Origin of the sequence: Phreatobacter sp., from assembly GCF_052440005.1 — a bacterium.
GTDB lineage: Bacteria > Pseudomonadota > Alphaproteobacteria > Rhizobiales > Phreatobacteraceae > Phreatobacter.
In genome coordinates this window covers 26,808-43,684 of the sequence record NZ_JBQVQL010000005.1, presented here as the reverse complement: position 1 = coordinate 43,684, position 16,877 = coordinate 26,808, and the positions used below count along the sequence as shown (strand labels likewise).

Sequence of the window (16,877 nt, the reverse complement as noted above, 5' to 3'; positions counted from 1 at the left end):
CCTTCATGATTTCAGATCATCGCGGACTTGACCAAGGCCAGCCGGGACCCATGCAGCCGCGTGGGATTTTCTCTGCCGCGTGGGCTTGGCTCTGGGCGACCATCGACGATCCCAACCGGATCGCCTGGCTTTACATTCCGGTGCTGGCCTTCCTGCCGCTGACGTTCGGCAGCGTCGCCACCTTCTTCTATTTCGGCGCCTGCATCTATGTCGGGCTCATCTTCCTCGGCCGGCGCATCGGATGGGTCTGGCCGTCGACCATCTCCTTAGGCTGCTTCGTCACGCTCGGCTATTTCGCCGTCACGATGATTTCGCCGCTGGCCTTTCCCAACAAGGTGGCCGGCTGGCTCGACGTCGGGACGGCCATACACTACCTGGCGCTGACGGCGCTGGTGGGCGCACTCGTGCAGACGCCGAAGGTCGACGTCTTCGACCTGTTCCTCAACGGCGTCAGGGCGGCCGCCATCGTCTCCTTCGGCCACGCGCTGGTGCAGGTCTTCCTCTTCGGGCACCACCGGGCCACCGCGGGCATGGCCAACGCCATTCCCTTCGGCGACACCGCCATGCTGGCGGCGGGGTTCGCCATGGTCGGTTTCGTGCGCCTCAGCCGTCCGATGCGCGTCTTCGCCGTTCTCGCACTGATCTGCGGCATCGGCGGCAGCTTCCTGTCGCAGACACGCGGGGCTCTCCTCGCCCTCCCTCTGGTCATGGTGGTCGTGGCGGTTCAGGTCTGGCCGGCCGTCCGGATGCGGCGCTGGCAGGCGGCGCTGATGGCCGCCGGGCTAGTCGCCGCCCTCGCGGTCTTCGCCGTGGCGCTGAAGGTGCCGGAGCGGGTGGACGAGGTGCGACAAGCGCTGCAGAGCGAGACCTTGGACGTGGAGCGCGACCCCTCCACCGCCCACCGGGTGGTGCTGTGGACCTACGGGTTCGAGGCCTTCGTCGACCGCCCGTTCTTCGGCTACGGCAGCCAGAACGCCGTGTCCGAGGTGAGGGCGCGGGCCGCGCGCGCGGGCTTCGAGATTCCGCCGTACCGCCACCTGCACAACGAGTTCATGTCCGTGGCCGTGGGCCGCGGCGTCGTCGGCCTCCTCGCCCTCATCCTGCTGCTGGTCGCACCGCTGCTGATGGTGGCGCGGGCCCCGCGGGACGCTCGCCAGCGCGACCGCTGGGCCTTCGCCGTTCTTTTGTCCGGAAGCTACGCCGTCTTCGGCCTGACCAACCTCCTGTTCAGCCACGACCAGACCAACACGGTCTACGCGGCGGCCTATCTCGTCCTGCTGGTGGCGGCCCACCAGGCGCGGGTCGGAATCCAGGCGTTCACGCGCCCGTTTCTCGGTGTGCCGGACCCCGCGCCGCGTTGACCATGACGCAAGATGCGTGTGGCGGACGCTCCGGCGACTGGTTAGTAAGTCGCAAACGCGCCGGTGAGTATCGAAGGAATACCCTTCCATGTCGAAGCTGAAACGTATCGTTCCCGTGATCCTGTCAGGGGGCGCCGGCACCCGCCTCTGGCCGGCGTCACGCGAAGCCTATCCCAAGCAGTTTCTGCCTCTCCTGGGAGAGCGCTCGACATTCGAACAGACGCTCACCCGCGTGGGTGACGAGACGATCTTCGGTGATCCGATGATCGTCACCGGCGAGGATTTCCGGTTCCTGGTGGCCGACCAGTTGACCCGCGCCGGCAAGGCCGGTCGCATCATCCTCGAGCCCATGCGGCGCGATTCCGGCCCGGCGATCGCGGTGGCGGCCGAGCTCCTCAAACGGTCGGACCCCGATGCGGTCATGCTGGTCCTTGCCGCCGACCATCTCGTGACCGACGCGAGAGCCTTCGCGGCGACCGCCCAGGCCGGTCTCGCCGCGGCCGAGGCCGGCGCGCTGGTCACCTTCGGTGTCAGGCCGACCCACGCTGCCACGGGCTACGGCTACATCAGGCCGGGCGACGTGATGGACGGCTCCGTGCGCATGGTCGCCGCCTTCATCGAGAAGCCTGATCAGGAGAAGGCCGAGACGCTCGTCAAGCAGGGCTATCTCTGGAATTCGGGAAATTTCCTGTTCAAGGCCGACGTCTTCCTCGATGAACTCGCCCGCTTCGAACCCGAGATCGCGAAGGCTGCGAAGCTGGTCGCCGACGGCATGGCCGTCGATCAGACCGGCAACATGACCTTCGAGCGGATGGACCGGGCCGCCTTCGCGGCCTCTCCCGCCAAGTCGGTCGACTACGCGGTCATGGAGCGCACCGATCGCGCGGCCGTCCTGCAAGCCGACTATGCCTGGTCGGACCTGGGGTCCTGGGACGCGCTGTGGGACGCCTCGGCCAAGGACGGAGACGGCAACGCGGTGCGGGGCTCCGTTTCGCTCGTCGACACCCGCAACTGCTACGTGGCGAGCGACGACGTGCACACCGCCGTGGTCGGCCTCGACGACGTCGTCGTCGTCACGACCAAGGACGCCGTCCTCGTGGCGCCGCGATCCGTCGCGGGAGAGCTGAAGAGCCTCGTCGGTGCGCTGCGCGCCGGAGATACCGAAAGGCGGCGCCTCGCCGAAGAGCATCGCCGTGTCCTGCGTCCGTGGGGCTCATACGAGAGCGTCGACCGGGGCGATCGCTTCCAGGTGAAGCGCATCGTGGTCAATCCCGGCGCCCGGCTGTCGCTGCAGAAGCATTTCCACCGCGCCGAGCACTGGATCGTCGTGAAGGGTACGGCGACCGTCGAGGTCGACGAGACGACCAGGATCGTGCGCGAGAACGAGAACGTCTACATCCCGCTGGGGGCCTGGCACCGCCTCGCCAACGAGGGCAAGATTCCGCTGGAGCTCATCGAGGTGCAGTCGGGCAGCTATCTCGGCGAGGACGACATCGTGCGCAGCCAGGACGACTACAAGCGCGTCTGAGGGCTTGCGCCGCGCATCAACCGGCCGAGGCCTTCCGCCGAGCTCTCGGCGGGACGCCATCCGAGGGCGCGGATCGCCGCATCGTCCAGCACGAGGTCGCGGCAGAGCTGGTCGGCCAGGCCCGGAACCAGGCGTGCCACCAGCCACTCCGTCAAAGGCACCGGCAGACCGGCGATCCCTGGTGCGCGGCCGACAGACTGCCGCATGGCGGCGATCAGTTGCGGAAGGCTGAGAGGCGCACCGTCGGAGAGATGGAAGGTGCCTCCGGCCGCGTTGGGCCTCGCCAGAACGAAGGCGACGGCCTCCGCCAGGTTGACGTCGGAGAGAATGGATCGCCGTCCCACCATACCTGCGATCGGCAGGGGAACCGGCAGGCGTGCGAGACGCGCGAGGCGCGCCATATTGCCCTTGGCACCTGCCCCGTGCAGCACCGGCGGCCTGAGGATGATTGCGTCCGGGAGCACGGCGCGCACCGCCGTTTCCGCGGCGAGCTTGGAGCGGCCATAGGCGTCGGTGGGCGCGGGTTGTGCGGTCTCCGTGAGCGGATGGGGCGCAGAAGGGCCGCTGACGGCGCGGGACGACGAGATCAGCACGAACCGGGCGACGCCCCCAGCCATCGCGGCGCGGGCGAGGCTTTCCGAAGCCGCCGTGTTGGTCCTCCGCATCACGGCTTCGTCGATGCCGGCCGGCTGGTGGGCGAGCCCCGCCGCATGGACAACGGCCTCGACGCCGTCGAGGAGACCGGCGAAGGCCCCGGCGAGATCGTCACCGGCGAGATCGGGCATGGCCGCGGGGATCACCCGCCCCGCCAGCCGGTCGGGCAGGGGACCGCGCGAGGCCGCCCGCACCTCGTGGCCGCGTGCCGCCAGGGCCTCGGCGAGGGCTGTGCCGACGAAGCCGCTGGCACCGGTGACGAGGACCCTCATGCGGTCCGTCCCGACCGCCGGAGCCAGGCCGCGATCAGTCCGAAGACGGCGCCGAGGGCAAGGGCGCCGAGACCGGCCGCGATCCACGGGTTGCCCGCGGAAATGGACGCCAGTCCCAGTGCCGCGGCGGCGGCGGAGACGAGGGCGACGGTCCGAGCGACGCGCGGCGCCCTCACGCCGCCGTCGACGGCGCGCTGATAGGCGTGGTCCCGGTGGGGCTCCGTGAGCCTGCGGCCGGCGAGGAACCGCCGAACGAGCGTGATCCCCCCATCGGCGAGCGGGTAGAGCAGCATGAGGAGGGCGGCCACGGGCTGGCCAGCGAGGGCGAGGTTGAGCGCCAGCCAGCCGAGGAGCAGGCCGAGAGGAAGGCTCCCGGAATCCCCGAGGAAGATCGACGCGGGATGGCGGTTCCAGGGCCAGAAGCCGAGCATGGCGCCGAGACCTGCCGCAGCGACGGGGCCCGTCGCGCCACCGGCCGGGACCAGCGAGGCCGCCATCGCCGCCATGGCGAAGGCGGGTGCGGAATGGGCGAGGGTGATCTCGTCGATGCCGTCGATGAAATTGACGATGTTGACGGTTGCAACGAGCGCCAGGGCGGCGACGGCGCGTTCGGGCCAGAACAGTGCGGGGGGCACCAGGGAGGCCTCGGGTGGCAGGCTCGCCACCGCCAGCACCGCGGCGAGGGCCTGGGCCGCGAGTTTGGGCCGCCAGGCGAGGGGGCGGACGTCGTCGACGAAGCCGAGGGCGGTGAGGCCGAGGACGGCCGCAAGCAGGGCGGGGAGCCGCGTTTCGCCGGCGCCTGCGAGCAGGGTCGCGGCGCCTCCCGTGAGGAGAATGGCAAGGACGACGCCGATGCCGGCCCCCTGGGGGGTGATGGTGCGATGGGAGGACCGGGCGTCGGGCTTTGCCGCAGCGACCCGGCCGAGCCATGGCCTGAGGGCGGCGATGGCGAGCCAGGACAGGAGGGACGCGGCGACCACGGTCGCGAGACTGGAGACAGAAAGCATTGACGAGGGACCGCGCCGGGCCGACCAGCCACCGGTCTGGCGGCACGACAGGCTAGCAGATTCGATCCGTGGACCCAGGGAGCGCCACGAAACGCCGCGGCAGCGGGTGGAGAGGCGCGGAAAGGCCGCGGCTACAGCAGATCAGAGGGCGCGCATGCGGTCGCGGACAACCATCCAGGCCGACGCAACACCGAGAACCAGAGCCACCAATTCGAAGGCAATCTCTACATTCACGCTCGTAACCCTCATACGCAACGTCACGATTTGCTGCACTGCCGAAGAACTAAGGGTACTTTCTCGCGGCGGCGCAAAAACGTCAACCCGGAATTTGTAGCAATTCCAGACTGCGTCGCGTTGGCAGGTAGAGGGTGCCTTCAGGCGGCGACAGCCGCCCGGACGCTCTCGATGACGCGGTCCTGGAGGGTCTGGTCGAGATAGGGGTGCATGGGCAGGCTGATCACGTCCCTGGCGAGGCGGTCCGAAACCGGCAGGCCGTTGCCGGCGACGGGATAGCGCCTGTAGGCGGTCTGCTGGTGCAGGGGCCTCGGATAATAGATCGCGGTCGGAATGCCCTGGGCCTTCAGCCTGGCGGCGAAGGCTGCACGGTCGCGGCCGCGCAGCAGGATCGTGTACTGGGCCCAGACGGAGACGAGCCCGTCGGCTACGCGGGGCACGTCCACCAGCTCGGCGAGCGCCTCGTTGTAGCGCGCGGCGACGGCGTTGCGGGCCTCGATCTCGTCGGGGAAGATCTTCAGCTTCTCGATCAGCACCGCAGCCTGCATCGTGTCCATGCGGCCGGTCATGCCGATGCGCTGGTTGTCGTACTTGTCCTCGTTGTTCTGCCCGTGGATGCGCAGGGAGCGGATCACGTCGGCGAGGCCGTCTTCGTCGGTGAAGACCGCGCCCCCGTCGCCGTAGCAGCCGAGCGGCTTGGCCGGAAAGAAGGAGGTGGCGGTCGCCATGCCGATCGTGCCGATCTTGCGCCCCTTGTGGGTGCCGCCGAAGGACTGGGCGGCGTCGTCGAGGAGCCAGAGGCCGTTCTCGGCGCAGAAGGGCTCGATGGCGTCGTAGTCCGCGGCCTGGCCGAAGAGGTCGACGGCGATGACGCCGACCGGCGTCAGCCCGGCCGCCTTGGCCGTGGCGAGGCCCTGGACCAGCGAGGCACGGTCAATGTTGAAGGTTTCCGCGTGAACGTCGACGAAAACGGGGCTGGCGCCGAGCCAGGCAACGACCTCTGCCGTGGCGGCGAAGGTGAAGGCCGGGCACAGGACGGCGTCGCCGGGCTTCACGCCCTTGGCCATGAGGATGAGCGCCAGGGCGTCGGTGCCCGAGGAACAGGAAATCGCATGCTTCGCACCGCAGAAATCGGTCAGCGCCTTTTCCAGAGCGAAGACCTCCGGCCCCATGATGTAGGCGCCATGGTCGACCACCTTCATGATCGCGGTGTCGACGGCGCTGCCGAGCCGGCGGCGCTGGGCGCCGAGGTCGATGAAGGGGATGGGGGCGAAAGCGGCTGCGTCTGTCACGTGTCGACCTTCATAACGATGGGCGGTCCGAATCGGCCGCGGTGGCCGGGTGGGCCGGCGAAAGCCATAGGCAGTGCGCCGCAGCAACCGAAATCACATTGTCTTCCAAACCGTGACGCCAGGGCCCCGGGACCGCTGGCGTCTGCGCCGTGCTCGCCGGCCGCAGGCGAGGCCCCTGTCAGCGCCACCCCTGGGAGCGGCAGCCCGACGAGACTTGACTTCCGCAGTCCATCGCCGCCAATGCGCTCTGGCGTTTCTGGGGTGATACAGCGGAAAGGACGTGGCTGCCGTCGGGTCGGGCAAGACAGCTCGTCATAAGGCGCGCCGCCGTTGGCTCCCTTGAACGCATTCTTACATGCAGTCGTGCGACATGGGTCTCGATTTCAGGCAGCGGGCAGCGTTGTTTCTGCACCGTCAGGTGTGGCAGCGCCTCCCGAAGCGGGCACGGCGTAGCGCGATCGAGGCGGCGGCCGACCTTTTGGCGCCGCGTTCCGAGGTCGATCCCCAGGCGGGGGGTGCCGTGGCCGTCGCCGGCGTGCTTCGGGCCTCGTCCGGGCTGGGTCATTCGGCCCGCCTCTGCGAAAAGGCGCTGCGGGCGGCGGGTCAGCGGACCGCCGCGATCGACCTGACCCATGTGATGATGGCCACGTCCGGCGACCGGCCCGAGGAGTTGGCGGAGTCGGTCCCCGAAGGTCCCGGCAGCATCATCGTCCACGTCAATTCGCCGCTCTTGCCGCTCGCGCTCCTGTCCATCGGCAAGCGCCGCCTCAAGGGGAAGCTGATCGTCGGATACTGGGCCTGGGAGCTGCCGGAGACACCGCCGTCGTGGCGCCGGGGCATTCCCTATGTGCACGAGATCTGGGTTCCCAGCCGGTTCGTTGCCGGTGCTGTTGCCCCTCTGGCCGGTGACGCCCCCGTCCTGGTCGTGCCGCATCCGGTGATGCTCGACCGGCCCGAGGTGCCGCTCCGGTCGGCGCCGACTACGTCGGAGCGGTTTGAGGTGCTGACGGCCTTCGACATGTCGTCCGGATTCACCCGGAAGAATCCCCTGGCCTCCATCGCGGCGTTCAAGCGCGCCTTCGGGCACGACACCCGCGCGAGGCTCGTCGTCAAAGTCATTCGCGGAGAGACCTACCGGAGCGGCCTGGAGCAGATCCGCGCCGCCATTCGAGGACATGGCAACATCGTTCTCGACGAGCGCGCGCGGTCGCACCAGGATTTCATGCGCTTGCTCGGCGAAGCGGACGTCTTCATCTCGCTCCACCGCTCCGAAGGCTTCGGCCTCATCCTGGCCGAGGCCATGGCCGCGGGCACCTGCGTCATCGCCACGGACTGGTCGGGCAACACGGACTTCCTCCACGCGGACAACAGTATGCCCGTGGGGTACCGCCTCGTCGGGGCGGAAGACCCGCAGGGTGAGTACGCCTATCCTCACATGCAGTGGGCCGAACCGGACGTGGATGCGGCGGCGGCGGCGCTGACCCGCCTGCGCGACGACCCGGCCCTGCGGCAGAGACTGGTGGCGCGCGCCCTTCAAGACGCGGAGCGTGGCTTCGGGGTGGAGGCCTACAGGGGCGCTCTCGACCAGCGTTCACGCCTGCGCCTCGCGCCCTAGGCGGGGCAAAGCCGCCAGGAGGGTGCTGCCGCCGGCGGCGACCCCCGGTCACTCCACGCTGGGGTTCATCTTGCTCAGATAGGCCTTCACGATGTCGTCGGCCGGTCCGTCGTCGAGCAGGCGCCCGCCCTCCAGCCAGAGCGCCCTGGAGCAGTTCTCCCGGATCACCGTCATGTCGTGCGAACAGATGAAGACGATGCTGGCCTGCTCGACCAGCCGGAGCAGCCGCGCCTTGGCCTTCGCATGGAAGCTGAGGTCGCCCACGCCCATGACCTCGTCGAAGACGGCGATATCGGGCCGGATCGCCGTGCTGATGGCAAAGCCCAGGCGCAGCAGCATGCCGGAGGAGTAGGCCCGCACCGGCAGGTGCAGAAACTCGCCCAGTTCGCTGAACTCGGCGATCTCGGGCACCAGCGCCCGAATGTCCGCGTCCCGCAATCCGAGCAGCGTCCCCTTGATCATGATGTTCTGGAAGCCGCTCTCCTCCAGTTCCATGCCCATGGTGAGGTCAACCAGACTCGATATCGATCCGCGGATGTCGGCGCGCCCCGACGTCGGTGGGTAGATGCGGCCGAGCACGCGGAGGAGAGTGGATTTGCCCGCGCCGTTGTGACCGACGATGCCGATGCGTTCTCCGGGCGAGGCCTGGAACGAGATGTCCTTCAGGGCTTCGACGGCGGTGATGGAATCGTGTGGGCCGTGCTTGATCCGGCCGCCGACCGCGCGGCGAAGGATCTCGCTCTTCAGGGCGCGCGAGCGCCCGTTGTAGATATTGAATTCCACGGAGACATTGTCGAGCGTTACGGACGCCATATCAGAGCCAGTAGATGACGCGCTTGCCGAAGCGCCCGCAGATCCAGAAGGCGAAGGCCCAGCCGGCGATGCCCACGAGGGTGGCCGCGACGTAGCTGGAGAGCGGCGGGATGGATCCGATCAGCGGCCCCCGCATCAGATCCAGCAGGACGGCGAAGGGATTGAACACCACCAGCGGGTGCGCTTCGCCCAGTTGGCTGGGACGGAACATGACCGGGGTGATGAAGAAGCCGAGCTGCATGACGTTCTGGACGATGAGCGGGACGTCGCGGAAGCGGGTGCTGGTGATGGCCAGGACGTAGCCGAGCCACGTCAGGTTGAGGAGCGCCAGGAGCAGGCCGACAAGAAAGAGCGGAGCTCCCCAGCCCGGGGCGAAGGCGAGAAGCGCCATGGTCACGGGGATGATGATGATGTTGTGTCCGAGGATGATGACGTTGCGGAGCACCACGCGCTGGACCAAGGCGAAGTTGGAGATGTCGATCTGGCGGATGATGTCTTCGCTTTCGGCGAAGGCGCCGCAGCTCTCGATGATCGTCACGGACATGAAGGTCCAGAAGACGAGGCTGCAGGCCAGAAAGGGCAGATAGTCGCCGATGCTCGTCCGGAAGATGGTGGTGTAGACGATGCCGAGGCCCGCCACCATCACGCCCATGCTGATGGTGAACCAGAACGGCCCCAGGCTGGAGCGCCGATACCGCCTGCCGATGTCGTTCCTGGCCAGCATCCACCAGATGCGCCAGGCGGCGAGGGCCCGGGCAACGTCGGAAGCGCCTGCAGCAATGAATGTGCCGGGGGAACTCATCGATTCTCCATGGAATGCCCGCCTTTTGCCTGACGGGGGGGCATAAAGCAATCAGCGGCCGGCCCCGGCGGGCCGCGGTTCGGCCAGCCCGACCAGAGCGAGGCCATTGCGGCCGGAGCGCGTGCCCTGCCGTCGATGCTTAATATTTACCATCGAGATTCGAATTGATTCACAATATCCATTGGGCTCTTTGATTACCTAAAGCGCTTTAACCCACCCTTCAAAGTCTCCGTAAGGAACCGTCAACCTACAAAAATCACCGATTGCAGAGATTTCGGGTCGATAGTCGCCTCAAACAGGGTGGCTAAAACAATGTCGACCTCTTCCGAGACTAACGTCATTATCGAAGCAGCTTCCGTTGACTCTAGTTCGGTCGGCGTGTCTGCAGGTCTTGCTGTTCTTTCTGCGAATACTCTGTCTGCGTCGCAGTGGTATTTGCAGGGCGGGTTCGGCGTCAACGCCGCCGCGGCCTGGGGGATCGCCACGGGCAACGGGGTCGCCGTCGCCGTGATCGACGAAGGCTTCGACTACCGGCACGTGGACCTCTCCGGCCAGTTCAGCCTGGGCCTCAACTACGATCCGCGGGATGCCGCCTCGTCGCAGAGCGTCCTTCCCGACACGACCTCGCAGTCGCACGGCACCTGGGTCAGCGGCGTCCTTGCCGCCGCCAACAACGGCACCGGCATCGTCGGCATCGCGCCGGATGCGGATCTCGCCGGCCTGTTCATGCGGTTCGGCACCTCGGCGAGCTCGCGCACCGAGATCACCACGCTCGTCGACCGCGCGTCCGACTTCGACGTCGCCAACATGAGCTGGGGCTTCACCACCCAGTTCGCCGACGACTTCGCCCTGACCAGCTGGCGCGACCTGCGCGACGCCTTCGCCGACGCCGCCGCCAACGGCCGCAGCGGTCTCGGAACGGTCATGGTGATCGCGGCCGGCAACGACCGGGCCTTCGTCGCCGGCGACAGCAGCCGCGACGGCGACAACACGAACTACCACAACCTGACCAACAACCGCGCCGCGATCGTGGTGGCCGCCACCGACGAGAATGGCGACACCGCCTCCTTCTCGACGCCGGGCGACAGCATCCTCGTCGCGGCTCCGGGCGTCGACATCCTGTCCACGGCCACCACCTCGGGCGGCGCGACCACTGACAGCTACGTCTATGTCAGCGGCACGTCCTTCTCGGCTCCGATCGTGGCCGGTGTGGTGGCGATGATGCTCGAGGCCAACGCGAACCTCGGCTACCGCGACATCCAGAAGATCCTCGCCATTACGGCGCGCCAGACGGGCGAAGACTCCACGACCTGGACGGAGAACGGCTCGCATCAGCTCAACGGCGGCGGGTTCATGACCAGCCCCGACCTCGGCTTCGGCCTGGTGGACGCTGCGGCCGCCGTGCGCCTCGCCCAGTCCTGGACCGACGTCGAGACCGCCGCCAACGAGCTGTCCGCGACCGTCTCCGACACGCGCGCCTCGGGCGTCGCCCTCGTCGACAACCAGACCTTCAGCACGACCTTCACCGTCAGCGGCGCCGCCGCCAACGTCGATCTCGAGTGGATCGAGCTGTCGGTGGACATCGCCCATACCCATGTCGGCGACCTGGTGGTGACGCTGATCTCCCCGAACGGCACCCGCAGCGTGCTGGTCGACCGGCCCGCTGCCGGTACCAACATGCGCGACAACCTGGTGTTCACGCTCTCGTCCAACAAGTTCTGGGGCGAGGAGGCGGCCGGCGTGTGGACCCTCGAGGTGACCGATGCCGGAACCGGCGGTACGGGCTTCTACCGTGGCGCCTCCCTCAAGCTGTACGGCGCCGACGCCACCAGCGGCGCGACCGCCTACTTCACCGAGGCCTTCGCCCACCAGTCGGCCCTGATCCTCGACAACGCCGACGGCATCAACGGCGTGAACACCGCTGCGATCGACGGCAACGTCGACCTGGTGCTGGTCGCCGGCTGGCAGTCGCGGCTCGCGGGCAACGTCTTCACGATCGCGGCCGGCGCTTCGTTCACCACCGCCACGACGGGCCTGGGCGACGACCGGATCGTCGGCGGCATCGAGGACAACGTCATCACCTCGGGCGACGGCAACGACGAGGTCTACGGCGGCGCCGGCAACGACACGATCGACGGCAGCGCCGGCGACGATCGCCTGTTCGGCGAGGACGGCAACGACCTGCTGCGCGGCGGGCTCGGCCGTGACTTCATCTACGGCGGCGCCGGCAACGACGTCATCGAGGGCGGCGAGGGCGACGACTTCCTCGCCGGCCAGGACGGCGACGACGTGATCCGCGGTGGCCTCGGTGGCGACACGCTCACCGGCGAGGGCGGCAACGACCAGCTCTTCGGCGAAGAGGGCGACGATCATCTCTTCGGCTACGCCGGCGACGACATCCTGGTGGGCGGCATCGGCGACGACTGGCTCTTCGGCGGTGACGGCAACGACGACCTCGACGCCGGCGAGGGCCTCGATAACCTCGTCGGCGGCGCTGGCAATGACGTGATGCGCGCCGGCGCCGGCAACGACTGGCTCTTCGGCGGCGACGGCCACGACGCCCTCTACGGCGATGACGGTCACGACAACCTCGTCGGCGAGGACGGCAACGACCAGCTCGACGGCGGCGCCGGTAACGACTGGCTGTTCGGCGGCCTCGGCGACGACGTCATCTACGGCGGCCTCGGTGCCGACAACGTCGACGCCGGCGCGGGCGACGACTGGATCGACGCCGGCGAAGGCGACGACTGGGTGTTCGGCAATCTGGGCAATGACACCATCTCCGGCGGCACCGGCAACGACGTGCTGGTGGGCAATGACGGCCACGACGAGCTGAACGGCAACGACGGCAACGACTGGCTGTGGGGCAGCAGCGGCAACGACCTGCTGCGCGGCGGCGCCGGCAACGACAACCTCATTGGCGAGGACGGCATCGACACGCTGGAAGGCGGCGAGGGCGACGACTGGCTGATCGCGGGTGCGGACAACGACGTCCTGCGCGGCGGCAACGGCATCGACAATCTCGACGGCGGCACCGGCGACGACACGCTCGAGGGCGACGACGGCAACGACTGGCTCTACGGGCGGGACGGCAACGACCAGCTTGCCGGCGGCAACGGCGACGACAACCTGCGCGGCGAGGCCGGCAACGACGTGCTGAACGGCGGCGCGGGCAACGACTGGCTCTACGGCGGCGCCGGCATCGACCTGCTGACCGGCGGCGGCGGAACGGACACCTTCGCCTTCAAGCGCGGCTTCGGCATCGACCGCGTCACCGATTTCGTCCTCGGCGAGGACGTGCTCTTCCTCGAGGGCTTCGGCGACCTGGCCACCGTCACCGCGTCGGCCGCCCAGATCGGCACCGACGTCGTGTTCGGCTTCGGCGGCGACCAGTTCATCATCGAGAACACGGTGCTCTCCGACGCCCTGAACGGCCTCTATCTCATCGCCTGAGGCCTGCGCGCGCCGCCATCGCGGCGCGTCAGGCGACGCCGGCGAGGGACCGGGCAGAGGCCGAGATCATCTCGCCCTGCCGCAGCAGGACCGCACGGATGCGGTCTTCCAGGCGATCCACGACCTGGCGGCTCAGCCCGCTGTCGGCGAGGCGGCCTCCCAGCATGGGCTGAATCTCCTGGCGCGAGGTGCCGCTGAGCATGAGGTCCGCGACAGCCAGGGCGGCCGTCTCCAGGGCGTCCTCGAAGGGGGACCCTGCCGCGGCGCCGGCCACCGCCAGGTCGACGGACAGTTTGACCACGTGTTCGGAGCTGGCGCCCGGTGCCCATATGGCGCGCATCAGCAGGTCGCGAGCTCCCTTCGGATTTCCGGCCTGCCGCCACAGATAGGCGAGGAGGTCCAGCACGTCGGGGTCCTGGACGGGTCCTTCGGGCAGCCAGTCCAGCGCCTTTTCGACCAGCACCTTGATCAGCCGCTGGTTGGCCAGCGGGTCGTTGGCCAGTGAATCGGCCTGATAGCGCAGGGCGTGCATGCGGACCTGCATCGTGTTGCGCGGGTCGCCGGGGTCGAGGTGGTCGGCGAAGATGTCCGGCCGCCGTGCGAGGTGGTCTGCCGCCACGCGCGGGAAGTCGCGCCGCGCACACCGGCTGGTCAAGGCACTGAACCGGCGCCAGTGCGGGTCGACCTGGCAATCCTCCCAGGGGGCGAAGGCGCGCTCCGTCTTCCTCAGCACGAAGCCCACCGGCGTGATGGCGGAAATGCCGACGGGATTGGCGATCTCGCCCTGGCGATAGAGGGCGAGGGGGGTATCGGCGGCGTGTTCCTGAAGGCGCGTCGGCTTGTAACGGCGCGCCTTCACCGTGTTGGCCGGATAGGCCCAGTTGTAGTCGAACGAGACGGGGCCGACGAATTCGAAGCCGCCGTTGCCCAGCGCGATGGCGGGGAGGAGGGAGGCGTCCATCGCGTTGACGCCCGGCAACAGATAGGGCGGCTCGGTCAGGCAGAACTCGGTGGTGAGGACGGCGTAGCCACCCGGCTTGAGGACACGCCAGATCTCGGCATAGACGGCCCAGAGGTCCTCCAGTCCGTCGACATGCTCGATGCTCGACGTCGACCAGACGAGGTCGACCGAGCCGGTGTCCCTCGTCAGTGTTCGCATGTCGCAGTTCATGATCTCGAGGCGGCTGCGGTCGAATGCGAAGGGAGCCGTGTCGTAGAGAGCGTTGATGCTTTCTGTCCTCGCCTCCTGCCAGGCCGTATCGCTCGAGTATAGATCGGTCGCGATGGTGTGGCCGAACTGGTTGGCGAAGTGGAAGATGAGCGGCTCATTGCCGCATCCGAGACCCAGCGCGACCTTGCCCGGGCCGGCGGCGGAGAGCGCGTCGACGCACCCGGAAATGTAGTCCCACTCCCACCATTTGCGCATCATCCGGCGGACTCCATAGGAATCCGGCATGTTCTGCGAGAAGGTGGAGTTGCCGCCGTCCTCGACCTCGGCGCCGTTGGCAAGGACGATTGCCGGACGCACGACGGCACGCGGAATCAGAGACAGAATCGACATCTGGAACGGCTCGGGAGCTTGCTTGCGAAAGCCTCCCGGTTAACCATTGTCATTAAGCTTATCAAATGGTTTCTGTTGGTCATGTGATGCCATTCAATCTACCGGTGTGTGGCCTTCAAGTTCGCGTTTGCGTCCGGAGTACGAGTCATGGTGGCATATTCGTGGTCGAGTGCCAGCGACGGCTACCTGATCATGGTCTCGTCGGCGGACGGCGGTCAGATCGGGAACGGCGCAAGTGTTAACGGCCCGGCCGCGATCTCCGAAGACGGACGCTATGTCGCGTTAACGAGTGCAGCCACCAATCTGGTCTCGGGCGACGGGGAAGGGCGCGTCGACGTCTTCGTCAAAGGCCTCGTCTTCGGGACCGTGATCCGCGCCAGCGAGACGCCCTCCGGCACCGGCGGCGACGCCGACAGTTCCGACGCCCGCATCAGCAACGACGGCCGCTTCATCGACTTCGCCACGTCGGCAACCAACCTCTTCGGCGACGTCCCGGGACAGCCGCCCGGGCGCGTCATGATCGATCTCGACGCCCGCGGCCAGTTCGAGTTCGACGAGCGGCCAGGCTCGCCCTATCCCGCGCCGGGAGCGGGGCTGGCAGCCCTTCCCGCGCCCGGCCGCTTCCAGGTCTTCGCCTCGACACGCGACGATCTCGTGCAGGGGGACACGAACGGCGTCGCCGACGTCTTCGTGCTGGACGGTCTGACCGGCCATGTCGTGCGGATCAGCGCGACCGCCGACGGGCTGCAGGCCAACGGCGCTTCCGCCAATCCGATCCTGTCCGGCAACCAGTTCGTCGCCGTCTACTCCAGCGAGGCGTCCAATCTCCTGCCGGGGGACACGAACGCCGCCGGCGACGTCTTCGCGATCGACCTGGTGAAGGCCGGCATCGTCGATGACGGGACCGTCCTGTGGACGGGCACGGGAAGCCTTGGTGCCGACCGGATGCTCGGCACCTCCGGCCTCGACGCGTTCAAGGGCCTCTCGGGCGCGGATGCGCTCTACGGCTTCGGCGGTGCCGACGAGCTGTTCGGTCAGGGCGGTGACGACATTCTCGACGGCGGAGAGGGGAACGATCGCCTCGACGGCGGCGATGGCGTGGACCTCCTCTACGGCGGGGCGGGCGACGACGTCCTCACAGGCGGGGCTGGCCCCGATCGCATGTATGGCGGCGCCGGAGGCGACACCTACTACGTGGACGACGCCAACGACGTTGTCGACGAGAGCCCGGCCCTGGCGAGCCAGTTTCCCGAACTTGCCGGCGACGGCGCCACGGACACGATCCATTCCACCGCGGCCTGGTTCTTCGACTGGGCGGGTACGGCGGAGATCCTCGTCAGCGATCGCGACGGCACCGGCGGGCCGGCGACGCTCGGCACCCGCTCGCAGGCCGGTGTCGCCATCGTCGGCCACGACGGGATGGACATCCTGTGGGGCTGGACGGGCAACGACGAGCTCTTTGGCGCCAAGGGCCGTGACGTGCTGTTCGGCGACGCCGGTGCCGACATGCTCGATGGCGGGGACGGCAACGACGTCCTGAACGGCGGGGAGGGCGACGATCAGCTCTTCGGCGGCGCCGGCAGCGACGACCTCTATGCCGGGAACGGCGCCGACCTGCTGCGCGGCGGCAGCGGCGCCGATTTCATGTACGGCGGCGACGGCGACGACACCTACTGGGTCGACCACACCTTCGACGCGATCGACGAGGGAACGGTGGCCGCGGCCTTCGGCCTCGGGGGCGGAGGATACGACAAGGTCATCGTCGAGGCGCCCTGGTACTGGGTGCGGGCGACGGGCATGGAAGAAATCGAGATGCGCCGCCCTGCCGCGGGCAGCGAGATCACCACCGTCATCGCGGCCGGCGACAACAACCTCATCCTCGGGGATTCCGGCCGCAACTACATCTTCGCCGGGGCCGGCGCCGACCGGGTGGATGCCGGCGCAGGCATCGACGACATCTTTCTCGACGTCGGTTACGACGCGAACGGCAAGGTGCTGGCCTCAGACGCCGACACCTTCGTGTTCAAGCCGGGCAACGAGATCGACATCGTCCACGATTTCCAGAGCGGCCTCGACAAGGTCGACCTGACGGCCTGGCGTGGCCTGGGCCCGTCCGATTTCGCGACCCTCCTCGACGCGTCCGACGTCGTCGAGGGCGACACCCTGGTCTTCCGCCTCGGCGATACGGGCGCCGACCAGATCTGGCTGCGTGGCACCACCGCGGCCGAGTTGACGGCAGCAGACTTCCTGTTCTGATCGCGCCTGCTGCGCGGTCGCCGGTCGCC

General features: G+C 68.2%; 11 protein-coding genes. 5 read left to right on the top strand and 6 right to left on the bottom strand.

Features of this window, described 5'->3' with window-relative positions; all coding sequences use genetic code 11:
• Positions 1–50 precede the first annotated feature (50 nt).
• Positions 51–1,361: an O-antigen ligase family protein gene (locus ACT6XY_RS02295; RefSeq protein ID WP_444746709.1), complete on the top strand. Its 1,311-nt coding sequence runs from the start codon at positions 51–53 to the stop codon at positions 1,359–1,361.
• 88 nt (positions 1,362–1,449) lie between these two features.
• Positions 1,450–2,889, top strand: a complete 1,440-nt coding sequence (locus tag ACT6XY_RS02290) for a mannose-1-phosphate guanylyltransferase/mannose-6-phosphate isomerase (RefSeq protein ID WP_444746708.1) — start codon at positions 1,450–1,452, stop codon at positions 2,887–2,889.
• Here ACT6XY_RS02290 and ACT6XY_RS02285 read toward each other — a convergent pair.
• From ACT6XY_RS02285 to ACT6XY_RS02275, 3 genes are all read right to left on the bottom strand, one after another.
• Positions 2,874–3,815: an NAD-dependent epimerase/dehydratase family protein gene (locus ACT6XY_RS02285; RefSeq protein WP_444746707.1), complete on the bottom strand. Its 942-nt coding sequence runs from the start codon at positions 3,813–3,815 to the stop codon at positions 2,874–2,876. The genes ACT6XY_RS02290 and ACT6XY_RS02285 overlap by 16 nt on opposite strands.
• Complete coding sequence (locus ACT6XY_RS02280) at positions 3,812–4,822, bottom strand: glycosyl transferase (RefSeq protein WP_444746706.1); 1,011 nt, start codon at positions 4,820–4,822, stop codon at positions 3,812–3,814. Before ACT6XY_RS02280 ends, ACT6XY_RS02285 begins: the two co-directional genes overlap by 4 nt.
• Before the next feature lie 374 nt (positions 4,823–5,196).
• A complete protein-coding gene (locus ACT6XY_RS02275) occupies positions 5,197–6,348 on the bottom strand; it encodes a DegT/DnrJ/EryC1/StrS family aminotransferase (RefSeq protein WP_444746705.1) in 1,152 nt (383 codons plus the stop codon).
• A 370-nt stretch (positions 6,349–6,718) separates the two neighbouring features.
• Between ACT6XY_RS02275 and ACT6XY_RS02270 the strand changes: the two genes are divergently transcribed.
• On the top strand, positions 6,719–7,963 hold the full coding sequence (locus ACT6XY_RS02270; protein ID WP_444746704.1) for a glycosyltransferase family 4 protein: 1,245 nt from the start codon (positions 6,719–6,721) through the stop codon (positions 7,961–7,963).
• A 48-nt stretch (positions 7,964–8,011) separates the two neighbouring features.
• Here the strand turns inward: ACT6XY_RS02270 and ACT6XY_RS02265 are convergent, their stop codons facing one another.
• Together ACT6XY_RS02265 and ACT6XY_RS02260 are read right to left on the bottom strand one after the other, a co-directional pair.
• A complete protein-coding gene (locus ACT6XY_RS02265) occupies positions 8,012–8,746 on the bottom strand; it encodes an ABC transporter ATP-binding protein (RefSeq protein ID WP_444746703.1) in 735 nt (244 codons plus the stop codon).
• A 31-nt stretch (positions 8,747–8,777) separates the two neighbouring features.
• Complete coding sequence (locus tag ACT6XY_RS02260; protein ID WP_444746702.1) at positions 8,778–9,578, bottom strand: ABC transporter permease; 801 nt, start codon at positions 9,576–9,578, stop codon at positions 8,778–8,780.
• 435 nt (positions 9,579–10,013) lie between these two features.
• Here ACT6XY_RS02260 and ACT6XY_RS02255 point away from each other — a divergent pair, with 435 nt between their 5' ends.
• Positions 10,014–13,031, top strand: coding sequence for a S8 family serine peptidase (locus ACT6XY_RS02255; protein WP_444746701.1), 3,018 nt, complete (start codon positions 10,014–10,016; stop codon positions 13,029–13,031).
• 28 nt (positions 13,032–13,059) lie between these two features.
• Here ACT6XY_RS02255 and ACT6XY_RS02250 read toward each other — a convergent pair whose 3' ends face one another.
• Entirely contained in the window at positions 13,060–14,592 is a 1,533-nt protein-coding gene (locus tag ACT6XY_RS02250) for a methyltransferase domain-containing protein (RefSeq protein WP_444746700.1), read from the bottom strand.
• 147 nt (positions 14,593–14,739) lie between these two features.
• Between ACT6XY_RS02250 and ACT6XY_RS02245 the strand changes: the two genes are divergently transcribed.
• Positions 14,740–16,848: a calcium-binding protein gene (locus tag ACT6XY_RS02245; RefSeq protein WP_444746699.1), complete on the top strand. Its 2,109-nt coding sequence runs from the start codon at positions 14,740–14,742 to the stop codon at positions 16,846–16,848.
• The last annotated feature ends 29 nt before the right edge of the window (positions 16,849–16,877 follow it).

Coding starts and splice junctions, on each gene's coding strand:
- ACT6XY_RS02290 (WP_444746708.1), top strand. CDS start 1,450: ATGTCGAAGCTGAAACGTATCGTTCCCGTGATCCTGTCAGGGGGCGCC.
- ACT6XY_RS02295 (WP_444746709.1), top strand. CDS start 51: ATGCAGCCGCGTGGGATTTTCTCTGCCGCGTGGGCTTGGCTCTGGGCG.
- ACT6XY_RS02260 (WP_444746702.1), bottom strand. CDS start 9,578: ATGAGTTCCCCCGGCACATTCATTGCTGCAGGCGCTTCCGACGTTGCC.
- ACT6XY_RS02280 (WP_444746706.1), bottom strand. CDS start 4,822: ATGCTTTCTGTCTCCAGTCTCGCGACCGTGGTCGCCGCGTCCCTCCTG.
- ACT6XY_RS02270 (WP_444746704.1), top strand. CDS start 6,719: ATGGGTCTCGATTTCAGGCAGCGGGCAGCGTTGTTTCTGCACCGTCAG.
- ACT6XY_RS02245 (WP_444746699.1), top strand. CDS start 14,740: ATGGTGGCATATTCGTGGTCGAGTGCCAGCGACGGCTACCTGATCATG.
- ACT6XY_RS02250 (WP_444746700.1), bottom strand. CDS start 14,592: ATGTCGATTCTGTCTCTGATTCCGCGTGCCGTCGTGCGTCCGGCAATC.
- ACT6XY_RS02285 (WP_444746707.1), bottom strand. CDS start 3,815: ATGAGGGTCCTCGTCACCGGTGCCAGCGGCTTCGTCGGCACAGCCCTC.